The 11,189-nt window shown below is 68.8% G+C and carries 11 protein-coding genes and 1 pseudogene; 6 read left to right on the top strand and 6 right to left on the bottom strand.

The window, feature by feature from the left end; all coding sequences use genetic code 11:
• Together ACP99_RS18680 and ACP99_RS18675 are read right to left on the bottom strand one after the other, a co-directional pair.
• Positions 1–481, bottom strand: a 481-nt coding sequence (locus ACP99_RS18680) for a hypothetical protein (RefSeq protein WP_197052525.1), incomplete at its 3' end; no start/stop codon positions are given.
• Positions 482–606: 125 nt separating this feature from the next.
• Positions 607–2,187 carry a long-chain-fatty-acid--CoA ligase gene (locus ACP99_RS18675; protein ID WP_049988028.1) on the bottom strand — a complete coding sequence of 527 codons (1,581 nt, stop codon included), beginning with the start codon at positions 2,185–2,187 and terminating at the stop codon, positions 607–609.
• A 168-nt stretch (positions 2,188–2,355) separates the two neighbouring features.
• Here ACP99_RS18675 and ACP99_RS18670 point away from each other — a divergent pair, with 168 nt between their 5' ends.
• Both ACP99_RS18670 and ACP99_RS18665 read left to right on the top strand, forming a co-directional pair.
• On the top strand, positions 2,356–3,534 hold the full coding sequence (locus ACP99_RS18670) for a thiolase C-terminal domain-containing protein (protein WP_049988027.1): 1,179 nt from the start codon (positions 2,356–2,358) through the stop codon (positions 3,532–3,534).
• 6 nt (positions 3,535–3,540) lie between these two features.
• On the top strand, positions 3,541–4,011 hold the full coding sequence (locus tag ACP99_RS18665; protein ID WP_049988026.1) for a Zn-ribbon domain-containing OB-fold protein: 471 nt from the start codon (positions 3,541–3,543) through the stop codon (positions 4,009–4,011).
• A 38-nt stretch (positions 4,012–4,049) separates the two neighbouring features.
• On the opposite strand, the gene ACP99_RS18660 is transcribed toward ACP99_RS18665, so the two are convergent.
• A complete protein-coding gene (locus ACP99_RS18660; protein ID WP_049988025.1) occupies positions 4,050–4,640 on the bottom strand; it encodes a DUF7474 family protein in 591 nt (196 codons plus the stop codon).
• Positions 4,641–4,773: 133 nt separating this feature from the next.
• On the opposite strand from ACP99_RS18660, the gene ACP99_RS18655 reads away from it, so the two are divergent.
• Positions 4,774–5,925 carry a DNA primase gene (locus ACP99_RS18655; RefSeq protein WP_049988029.1) on the top strand — a complete coding sequence of 384 codons (1,152 nt, stop codon included), beginning with the start codon at positions 4,774–4,776 and terminating at the stop codon, positions 5,923–5,925.
• Positions 5,926–6,058: 133 nt separating this feature from the next.
• Here the strand turns inward: ACP99_RS18655 and ACP99_RS18650 are convergent, their stop codons facing one another.
• Positions 6,059–6,253, bottom strand: coding sequence for a DUF7472 family protein (locus tag ACP99_RS18650; RefSeq protein WP_049988024.1), 195 nt, complete (start codon positions 6,251–6,253; stop codon positions 6,059–6,061).
• A 134-nt stretch (positions 6,254–6,387) separates the two neighbouring features.
• On the opposite strand from ACP99_RS18650, the pseudogene ACP99_RS21575 reads away from it, so the two are divergent.
• Positions 6,388–7,164, top strand: a pseudogene (locus tag ACP99_RS21575) (SWIM zinc finger family protein); the annotation flags it as partial.
• 117 nt (positions 7,165–7,281) lie between these two features.
• Here ACP99_RS21575 and hjc read toward each other — a convergent pair.
• The gene (gene hjc, locus ACP99_RS18640; protein ID WP_049988023.1) at positions 7,282–7,722 is read right to left on the bottom strand and encodes a Holliday junction resolvase Hjc; all 441 of its coding nucleotides are present in this window, start codon (positions 7,720–7,722) and stop codon (positions 7,282–7,284) included.
• 169 nt (positions 7,723–7,891) lie between these two features.
• Between hjc and ACP99_RS18635 the strand changes: the two genes are divergently transcribed.
• The gene (locus ACP99_RS18635) at positions 7,892–9,340 is read left to right on the top strand and encodes a sulfatase (protein WP_049988022.1); all 1,449 of its coding nucleotides are present in this window, start codon (positions 7,892–7,894) and stop codon (positions 9,338–9,340) included.
• Complete coding sequence (locus ACP99_RS18630) at positions 9,341–9,766, top strand: GtrA family protein (RefSeq protein WP_049988021.1); 426 nt, start codon at positions 9,341–9,343, stop codon at positions 9,764–9,766.
• Positions 9,767–9,797: 31 nt separating this feature from the next.
• Here the strand turns inward: ACP99_RS18630 and ACP99_RS18625 are convergent, their stop codons facing one another.
• A complete protein-coding gene (locus tag ACP99_RS18625; RefSeq protein ID WP_049988020.1) occupies positions 9,798–11,081 on the bottom strand; it encodes an adenosylhomocysteinase in 1,284 nt (427 codons plus the stop codon).
• Positions 11,082–11,189 lie beyond the last annotated feature (108 nt).

Genomic DNA, 11,189 nt, shown 5'->3' with positions numbered 1-11,189 from the left:
CGCCCGCGACGACGACGACGCCCGCGCGCCGGAGGAACCGCCGCCTGTCCGGGGAGGCCGTCGGCTCCGCGAGCAACCGACTCACTGCGTAGGGAGTCCCGAGCGCGACCGCGAGTGCGAGCGCCGCGTTCGGCGAGACGTCGACGCCGGCGATCACCAGCGCCGCGGCGGTCACGCCCGCGCCGACGACAAGTCCGAGGAGCGCGGACCACTCGCGGTTCCGGGGCCAGCGGATCCACGCGACCGCCGCGACGGCCACGACGCCGACGAGCACGCTGCCCAACAAGACCGGTTTGGCCGAGAACCCCAACAGGCCGACCGCCAGCGTCGACAGCCACCCCGGAGCGCGGACGATGAACCCCTCCGCGAGCGCGATCGGCGGGAATTCGCCGACGAGCGGCGTCGCGGCGTACAGCCCGCCCAGCCAGGCCGCGCCCACGGCGACACCCACGAGACCGCGTCTGACGGTGCTCGATTGCATAGTGGCACCACGGGACCCACGGGCATAACGCGTGTGGCGGGAGACACGCGGAGACTACCCCTCGACTCCGTGGCAGTCACGTGTCCAGTCGAATGCCGACGACGAACGAGCCGGAACGGACGGCGTCACCCGACGGGGTCGGCGTGGGCCTCCCGAAGTTCGACCTTGCGGATCTTGCCCGTGGACGTCTCGGGGAGGTCGTCGACGAGTTCGACGACGGTCGGGCACTTGAAGTGCGCGAGGTTCTCGCGGGCGAACTCGATGACCCCCTCCTCGGTGAGGTCGGTGCCGCGTGCGGGCACGACGATCGCTTTGGGCGTCTCACCCCACTTCTCGTGGGGGACTCCGATCACGGCGACGCGCTCGATGTCGGGGTGGTCGTAGAGGGCGTCCTCGACCTCGACGCTGGAGATGTTCTCGCCGCCGCTGATGATGACGTCCTTCTTGCGGTCCTTGATCGAGATCATCCCGCGTTCGTCGATCGTGGCGAAGTCGCCGGTGTGGAACCACCCCTCGACCCGCCCGCTGAAGGCCTCGCGGGTCCGCTCGGGCTTGTTCCAGTAGCGGTCCATAACCTGGTTGCCGCGGACGACGATCTCGCCCATCGTCTCGTCGTCGGCCGGGACGTCCTCGCCGGCCTCGTCGACGACGCGCAGTTCGGTCCCGAGCATCGCGTGGCCCTGACGGGTCTTGATCTCGAATCGGCCCTCGCTCTCGATCCGCCGCGGCGAGTTGCTCGTCGTGATCAGCGGGCCGGTCTCGGTCAGTCCGTAGACGTGCAAGATGTTCCACCCGAGTTCGTCCTCGACGGTCCGGATGGTGGCCTCGGGCGGCGGACTGGCCGCGGTCGCGATCCTGACCGGCTTGTCGCCGGTCGCCGCGACTTCGTGGGCCTCGTAGTGGTCGACCATCTCGTCGAGGACCGTCGGCGCGCCGCAGAGGTAGGTCACGTCGTGGTCGTGGATCCGCTCGAAGGCGCCCTCGCTGTCGAAGTGGCGCTGACAGACGTGTTTCCCGCCGACGCCGGTGATGACGTAGGGGTAGCCCCACCCGTTGACGTGGAACATCGGGAGCGTCCAGAGGTAGGCGTCGTCGTCGCTGACCTCGGTGTGGTGGGCGGTGATCAGCGCGTGCAGGTGTTCGGTGCGGTGGGTCCGGACCACGCCCTTCGGGTCGCCGGTCGTTCCGCTCGTGTAGTTGATCGTCGCGGGGTCGTCTTCGGAGACGTCGGGGCGCTCGAACCCGTCGGGGTCGGCCGCCTCCAAGAGAGACTCGTAGTCGCGCCAGTCGCCGTCGACGTGGTCGGCCGGGTTGGCGACGAACGTCGTGGCGGGGACCCGGTCGCGGATCGCCTCGATCTTCTCGGCGTACTCGTGGTCAGCGATGACTGCTTGGGCCCCGCAGTCGTCGAGGATGTACTCGTAGTCCTCCGGGATGAGCCGGTAGTTGAGCGGGGCCGAGATGGCCCCGAGGGAGTTGATCGCGAACAGCGTCTCCAGAAACCAGTGTGTGTTCGGCGAGAGCAGCGCCACGCGGTCGCCCTCCTCCACGCCGAGGTCCGAGAGCGCCGCCGCCGCGCGGTCGACCCGCTCGCCGAACTCGGCGTAGGTGTACTCGGTGCCGTCGTGGGCGACCACGCCGACGGCGTCGCCGTAGATGTCGACCCCCCGATCGAGGAAGTCGAGCGTCGTCATCTGTCTGTGCATGCTATGTCAAGACGTGACTGTGTCACGTAAAATTCTTTCTTAACGGCGGAAGCGAACACGGGGTTCGGTGCGTGAAACGCAGTGACTGCTCGGGTACGGCGATCGGAATCGAAGTCGGATCGCTCCGCGCCCAAACCCTTAAGACCAGTAGTTGAGGATCCATAGGGGATGTCTACCGCTCATCTCATCGCGGTCGGATCCTCTCCGTTGGGCAAGACAGATCTGCCCGGCCGCGACTTGTTCTCGAAGGCGCTGGCCGAGGCGTTCGAGGAGTTACCCGATCCGGCCGACGTCGTCGACGGACTGTACGTCGGCGCCCAGTCCGAACGGTACGAGAATCAGATTATGCAGGGGACGCTGATGGCCGAATGGGCCGGCCTGCGGAACGTCCCCGCAGAGCGCGTCGAGGCGTGTGCGGCCGCCGGTGCGCTCGCGCTCAAGAACGCAGTCCGGGACGTTCGGGCGGGCGTCCACGACGCGGTGCTGGCCTGTGGCGTCGAGAAGATGACCGCCGGCGGGACCGAAGGTGCCACGAACGCGCTCGGTGCCGCCTTCGAGCGGGCCCTAGAACAGCGGTCCGGAATCACCGCACCCGCCACGTACGCTCTTCTCGCGCGGCGCTACCTCCACGAGACCGACGCGACGGAACGGGACCTGGCCAAGATCGCGGTGAAGAACCACCGGAACGCGGCGGACAACCCACGGGCGATGTTCCAACAGGCAGTCGATATCGAGACCGCGATGGACGCGCCCGACGTCGCTCCCCCGCTGAAACTGTACGACTGTGCGCCGGTTACCGACGGTGCCGCGGCGGTCGTCGTCGCGAACGACGAGGTGGCGGCCGAACTCCAGCGCCGTTCCGACGCGGTCCGCGTGGCCGGCATCGGCTCGGCGGCCAACAACCTCGCCGTCGCCGAGCGCGATCTGACGTTCGTCGAGGGGGCGAACGTCGCTGCCTCGACCGCCTACGAGGACGCCGGCGTGGACGCCGCGGACGTCGACGTCGCGGAAGTCCACGACGCCTTCACCGTCTGCGAGGCGCTGCTCGCCGAGGCCGCCGAGTTCGCCCCCAAGGGTCGCGGAATCGAGACCGTCGAGGATCCCGAAGACCGGTCGGCGGGCTGGACTGACGTCCGGATCAACACCAGCGGCGGACTGAAGGCCCGCGGGCACCCGATCGGAGCGACCGGACTGTTGCAGGCGGTCGAAGCCTACGAACAGCTCACCGGACGGGCCGGGGAACGACAAGTGGCCGACGCCGACACCGCGCTGCTCATCAACGAAGGCGGCGTCGCGGACGCCCACACCGTGGCCACCGTCCTGACGGCAACCGACGGAGGAGCGTGATTCACGATGACAGACACCGACTCCACGACGACGGGACCGCTCGGACCGGACGACATCACCGCCGACTCGCCGTTCACGCTCCCCGGCTTCTTCGACGCGTTGGCCGAGGGCCGGTTGGTGGCCGCCCGCTGTACGGAGTGCGACACGCAGATGCTGCCGCCGCGTCCCGCGTGTTACGGCTGTGGCAGCCGGGCAGTCACGTTGTCGGAGCAGCCACGAACCGGCGAGGTGATCTCGTACACCTCGGTCAACCGGCCTCCGTCCGCGTTCGAACACCTGGCGCCGATCACCGTCGCAGTGGTCGAACTCGACTCCTCGGCTCGGCTGACAGGTCGCGTCGAGGCGTCGCTCGAGGACGTCGCCATCGGGGACCGCGTCGAGCTCCGCATCGACGACCCCGAGACGGTCGACATCGATCCCGACTTCGATCTGTCCTACGAGGAGGAGTGGCCGGCCCACGTCTTCGAGCTGCTGTAAACGAGTAGAACAGAAACGGCGTATCGCAGCGAGCCGCCTCAGCCGCGGTGACGATCGATGATCCGCTTCGCCGCCTCGGCCTTCTCCTTCCAGCCGTAGCCCGCCTCGTAGACGTGGCGCTTCGCGTCGACGAGGGCCTCCGGGGAGGTCTCCTCGAAGCCCCCGCGAGACCACGCGCCGCTGTCGCGGAGCCACTCGATCACGTTCTCGCGGGTCTCCGACCACGAGAGCCCGACCATCTCGTACCACGCGATCATCGCGAAGACCGCGTTGTCGTGACAGCCCGGCACGCTCCCGTAGCGGTAGAGGGTGCGCATCGGCTCGCGCGTCGGCTCGGACACCTCCTCGCGGAACTCCTCGGCGGTGCGCAGCCGAAGCACGTCGTTGCCCTCCGTGACCCGCTCGTCGCGCTTGAGGCGTTCCAGCGCCGAGCGGTGCAGCCCGTCCCACTCGCCGTCGATCGCGTCGTAGAGGGCTTCCTCCTCGGTCGGCTCCGCGGTGAGCCGTGCGACGATGTCGACGTAGGCCTTCTCGACGTCGGGCCACGGCGTCCCCTCGAACTCGCAGTCGGCGTCGTGGAGGCTGTTGGTGGCCCGGCAGTCGGGACACGGGTAGTCGAACTGCGGCACGCGCAGAGAGAGGCGACGCGGCATCTTAGGTGATACGGTGTCGCCGCTCCGAGGCGGCCCGAGCGCGACGCCCGAGCCCGCCCATCGACCGTCGTGTTTATTCGCCGGCGGTGGAAACGGGAAGGCGATGCCGATGGACCCGCGCTACGCGCGCTATCCGTTCTTCGAGGGCGCGCGCGAGGCCGTCCGCGAGGCGGACATCTCGCCGGCGGCGCTCATCGCCGAGGACGCCCCGGCGGTCGACCGGGCGACCGAGCGGGTCGAGCGCGCGCTGATGGAGGGCACCGTCGCCGCCGAGGAGTCGCCCCGCTGGGACGACAGCGAGTTGCTCTCGTATCCGATCGCGCGGATCCTCGTCTCGCTGATCGAGACGCCCGCGGCGGTCGAGAAGTACGCGACCGCGGAGGCGGCGACGGCGCGCGAGCGGTTCGCGGAGGACTTCGCTGCCGAGGACGACCTCCAAAGCACCGGACGGCCGCGGGCGTCCCTCGAGGACGTGCTCCGGGAGTTCGACCTCGACGCCGCCGTGCGCCCCGAGCCGGTCGACGGGGGCCGAACCCGCGGCGCCTCGAGCGGCGGCGCGGGGAGCGTCTCCCGCACCGGGCGGGACCCGACGCACTACTGGGTCGACCTCGGGCCGTACCTCGAACTCGCCGACACCGGGTGGGGCGAGCGGTGGCGACTCGTCAACCGCGAGGTCGCCGACGGCGCGGTCCGCGTCCCCGCCGACGGCCTGCTCCGACTGCTCGAAGCGGCCGTCGAGCGCCGAGTGGCGGCAGGCCTCCCGTTCGAGGTCCGCGGCACCGACGGCGGCGACGCCATCGCGGAGGCACTGTCGGACGCCGTCGCCGACCTCCGATCGCTGCTCGACGACCACGAGACGGCCGGAACCGGAGACGTCGAGACGGTCGTCCCCGCGCTGTTCCCGCCGTGTATGAAGGCGCTGGTGCGTCGCGCGCGGGGCGACGAGTCGCTCCCCGCGCACGCGGAGTTCTCGCTCGTCTCCTTCCTCGTCGCACTCGGGCTGAACGGCGAGGACGTGCTGACGCTTCTGGACGCCGAGGAGGGCGACGGCGGCGAGCGCATCCTCACGCGCGTCGAGTACCTCGCGGAACACGACGGGACGCAGTATCCGCCGCCGTCGTGCGCGACGATGAAGACCTACGGCACCTGCGTCGACCCCGACGAGCGCTGCGAGACGATCTCGCACCCGCTGTCGTACTACACCGACGCGTTGCGGGACGCGGGCGACGTCCGCGACTGGCGGGAGACCGCCGGCGACTGAGGAACGCGGGTCGCGGGGACGCCGAGAGCGGTTGCGACTCTCGCAGACGTGGTGAACGGTTCGGGACGGGGAAGTCGGGACCGAGAAAGCGTACCCGCGAGCGCCCGCAGCGCGCAGTCGGCGGTCCGCGACGTCAGTCCTTCAGAATGAATCCGACGCCGGCCATCACGAAGATGAACAGGACGATCGCCCCGACGAGTGCGAGACCGCCCGTCTCACCCAGGTCCGGACCGTACGTCGCGCCGATGCCGACGAAGAGGGCGAAGAACGCGCCGACCGCGACGACAGAGACCACGATCTTCCGGCGCATCGCCGCATCGATTTCCATACCCCAGCGTTTCCGAGGACGTTCTAAAAGGGCTTCGATGCGGCGCTACGGCCCGGATCTCCACACGAAACGAGGGTTTAGGGTCTTCGGGACCGTAGAGACGACCACGAGAGCACACCCTCTCGGGATCACCGATGACGCACACCCGAAACACAGCCGCGTCAGACTCCTTCGGCGGTGAGACGCCGTCTCACCGCCACGTCTCCGCAGCGTCCGCTCACGACCGGCAGTCGAAACCGTCGCGTTCCGAACCGTCGCGCATCCGTCGCGTCGGAGAACGCCGCGAGCGGACGCTCCCGGTCGACGGCCAGACCGGCCGGGCGTACCGCGCTCGGGCCGAGCCGATGACCGTCCGGCCGCTCCGCGACGGTCGCTACGTCGTCGAGACCGACGGCGGAACCTACGTCGTCGACGTCGAACGCGAGACGTGTACCTGCCCTGACAGCGCGATCCGCGGGGCGCACTGCAAGCACCGCCGCCGGGTCGAACTCGAGATCGACGCGCGACTCCTGCCGGGACCGAACGAGCGCGAGCGGGTCTGCGCGGTCTGCGGCGGCCCCGCGTTCGTCCCCATCGACACGGACGACGAGCGCCCGGTGCTCTGCGACCGCCACGACCGCGCGCCCGGGGACCTCGTGCGCGATCGAGAGACCGGATCGCTACTCGTCGTCGTCGAGGCGCTCGGCCGCCGGGCGGACGCGACCCGGACCGACGAGGGGCGGCTGGTCGCCGCCTACGAGACCAACGCCGCCTACGGCGGCCAAGAGCCGGTTTTCGCCGCCGTCTACGTCGCGTCGCTGTCGGACGAGGAGCTCCGACGCGTCGCTGCTGTCCGCAGCGGCGACGACGATGGCGACGTCGCCGACAGCACCGCGGGCGCGCGCCGGTACCTGTTTCCGGCCTCGCGGCTTCGCCCGCTCGCGGATACGAGCGGGAGATCGAGCCGCGTCCCCCGGAATACGAACGGCGTCGGCGAGCAAGCGAACGCCGTCGACGGGGGGACGGGCGGGGTCGACGACGGCTCCGAGCTACTCTCCCTCGTCACCGTCGACGTCGGTGAGGCGTGACTGGGCGGGGCCGCCGACGAAGGAGTCGAAGCCCTCGCCCTCCGCGAGCGCCGTCTCCTTTTTGACCCGGTAGTTGCCGCCGTCGGTCACGTGGAGGTCGCCGGGGTGGAAGAAGTACCACGACTCGCGGTCGAACCGGACCGCGATCCGCGCCTTCGCGCCGAAGTTCTGCGCGAAGTAGATGAGCGCCTCGACCTCCTCGCCGGAGAGATAGATCGGTCGCCCGGAGCTCGATTTCGCCTCGATGGCGTAGAACACGTCGCCGTTGCCGGCGAGGACGTCGGGCAGCTCGCGCTCCGTCGCCGACCCCGACGCGGGCGCGCGCATCACCGCGAACCCGGCCTCGTCGAGCCGGTTGACCAGTTCTCGCTCGCGGCGGTCGCCTTTCCGATTCGCGGACATACCTCTCTCTCGCTCGGAGAGGGATTTAAACCGGACGACAGCCGTCGCCGACCCGCACCGAGCGGCGCGACAGAAATCCGCGGGTATATATGTCTTAAATGCCATCCATCGGATAGTACGCCGTTCCGTCGGACCCGAACACCGGTGCGGAACGTTGTCGCACCCACAAATGACCGCTGATACCCCAGTCTCGAACGTCGTTCTCGTCACCGTCGACTCCCTCAGAGCCGACGCGATCGGTGCGTACGACGCGGAGCGACACACGCCCGTGATGGACGAACTCGCCGAACGCGGGACCGTGTTCGAGCGAGCGTTCGCGAACGGCAACTGGACGCCCTTCTCGTTCCCGTCGATGCTCGCCTCGCGCCCGGTGTTCGCCGATTCCGGCGAGATCGGCGTCGAGAACGTACCGACGCTCGCGCGGACGCTCTCGGACTCGGGCGTCGCGACCGGCGGATTCAACGCCGCGAACGGGTTTCTGACCTCTCACTGGGGCTACGACGACGGGTTCGACGAGTTCGAGCCCTTCGTCGCCAGCGTCGGGTCGAGCATCTACAGCAAGTACCTCGCGACCCACCCGACCGTCGAGGCGTGGCTCCAGTTGGCGGCCTCGCCCATCAGACGAATCAAGTCTCGGCTCGCGGGCAACGCCGACGACCGGCCCTTCCTCGACACCTCGCGGATGTTCGACGTCGAACACGCCGCGAGCGACTTCCTCGAAGAGGCCTCCGAGCCGTTCTTCCTCTGGGTCCACTACATGGACACCCACACGCCGTACGTGCCCGCGCCGCGGTACATCCGCGAGGTCTCGTCGGGGCTCGTGGGCACCCACCGGATGCTCCACGCACACACGCGAACCGGACTCGGCTGGGAGGTCGGCGAGCGGACGCTCGACGACCTGCGGACGCTGTATCAGGCCGCCGCCAGACAGGTCGACGCCAGCGTCGGCCGCCTCCTAGAGGAGCTTTCGGCGAACGGCCTCGACGACGAGACGGCCGTCATCCTCGCGGGCGACCACGGCGAGGAATTCCAAGAGCACGGCCACCTCGCGCACTACCCGAAGCTCTACGACGAACTGATCCACGTCCCGCTCGTCGTCGACGTCCCGGGTGCGGAGGGACGCCGCGTCGAGGAACAGGTCGCCCTCGATTCGATCCCGCCGACGGTGGCGAGCCTGCTCGGCGTCGACGCCCCGGAGGAGTGGCTCGGCGAGTCGCTCGCGCCGACCGTTCTCGACGGCGCGACGCCGGCCGACGATCCGGTCGTCTCGGTCACCGTTCGCGGCGAGGACGTGACCGCCCAGCCCATCCCCCGGTCGCTGGCGGACGGGGACCTCCTCGTGAGCGTCCGCGACCGCGATTGGGTCTACATCCAGAACGTCGACGCCGACGAGGAGGAAGTGTACTACCGCCCGGAAGATTCGACCCAACAGCGGAACCGGGCGACCGACGCCGACGAGGAGGTACAGGCGGTTCTGGACCGGTCCAGACCCATCGTCGACGCGCACGCCGAACTCCTGCGCGCCGCCGAGCACGACGGCGCGCGAGACGGGGAGGGAGGCGACGAGGCGGTCGACGAGGACCTCGAAGCGCGGCTCTCGGCGCTCGGTTACCGCTAGATGATCCGGAGCTTCCTCCGCAACCTCCACAGCGGCCCGCTCGCGCTCCAGTTGCGTCGGTTCGTCGTGGTCGGAGCGGTGACGGCCGGGATCCAGATGGCGCTGTTGTGGCTGTTCGTCGACGTCGTCGGGCTGTTCTACCTGCTCGGGGCGCTCTTCTCCATCGAGATCACCATCGTCCTGTCGTACGTCCTCAACAACGCGTGGACGTTCGAGGCGACGCAGAACACGGGGACGGCGGAGTTCCTCTCGGGGCTTCTCAAGACGAACATCGTCCGCGGCACGGCGATCCCGATACAGCTCGCGGTGCTGTATCTCCTCGTCGAGTGGCGGTCGGTGCCGTATCTGGCGGCCAACGCCGTCGCGATCGTAGTCAGCGGCGTCTACCGCTACGTGCTCGACGCGAAGTGGACGTGGGGACAGTAGCGGCCGCGTACTTCGGGTAACAGTGTCCTAATCAGGTTCCGTGGCTCCAGCTGTTCATGTACTCGGCCTGCTCGTCGGTGAGCGAGTCGAGGTCGACGCCCTCGGCGTCGAGTTTGATCTCTGCGACCTCCTTGTCCAACTCGTCGGGGACGTCGTAGACGCCGGCGTCGTACTCGTCGCCGTTTTCGACGAGTTCGCGGACGCAAACGGCCTGGATTCCGAAGGACTGGTCCATCACTTCCGCGGGGTGGCCGAGCGCGATGGGCGAGGCGAGGTTGACGAGTCGTCCCTCGGCGAGGACATTGAGGCGGCGGCCGTCCGCCAGTTCGTACGCGCGGACGCCGTCGCGGGCCTCGTACTCGTCGACGGCGAGGTCCGACAGCGCGTCGAGGTCGATCTCGATGTCGAAGTGACCCGCGTTCGCGAGCAGGACGCCGTCGCTCATCGCCTCGAAGTCCTCGCGGGTGATGACGTCGCGGTTGCCGGTCGTCGTGATGAAGACGTCTCCGGTCTCGGCGGCCTCCCGCATCGGCATCACGTCGTAGCCCTCCATGTGCGCCTCCAGCGCGCGGCGCGGCTCGACTTCGGTGACGATCACGTTCGCGTTCTGGCCGGCGGCCTTCTTCGCGACGCCCTTGCCGCAGTAGCCGTAGCCCGCGACGACGACGTCCTTGCCCGCCCACGAGAGGTTCGTCGTCATCGCGATGGTCGCCAGCGACGACTCGCCCGTCCCGTGGACGTTGTCGAAGAGGCGCTTCATCGGGGTGTCGTTGACGGCGAACACGGGGTACTTCAGCTCCCCGTCGGCGTCCATCGCGCGCAGTCGGTGGACGCCGGTCGTCGTCTCCTCGGCCCCGCCGACGATGGTGTCGATGAGTTCGGGGTAGTCCTCGTGGATCGCGTAGACCATGTCCATCCCGTCGTCGACGGTGATCGTCGGCTCGTGAGAGACGACGGACTCGATGGCGGCGTAGTAGTCCTCGTCGCCGACGCCGCGCTTGGCGTAGGAGGTGATCGAGTCGTTGGCGTCGAGCGCCGCGCTCACGTCGTCGTGCGTCGACAGGGGATTACAGCCCGTGATCGCGATCTCGGCCCCGCCGAGCGCCAGCAGTTCGACGAGATTCGCGGTCTTCGCCTCGACGTGCATCGCCATCCCGATGACCTGCCCGTCGAGCGGTTTCGACTCGGCGAACTGCTCACGGAGTTCCTGCAGGATGGGCATATGTTGCAGCGCCCAGTCCATCTTCCGCCGCCCCTCGGTGCGAGCGCTCTCGACGTCGTCGAGATGCTCGCTGATCGGTGGATACGTACTCATACTACCGCCTATCCACAGCGACGGCAAAACGCTACCGACCTACCTTTTTGACGTGGAGGGGTTCCTCGCAGCGCGAGGAACCCCTCACGCAAAAACCTAGAGGGAAAA

Source organism: Halobellus rufus, from assembly GCF_000739575.1.
GTDB classification, from domain to species: domain Archaea; phylum Halobacteriota; class Halobacteria; order Halobacteriales; family Haloferacaceae; genus Haloquadratum; species Haloquadratum rufum.
The sequence above is the reverse complement of the archived record's forward strand: the minus strand, read 5'-3'. Positions and strand labels throughout refer to the sequence as shown.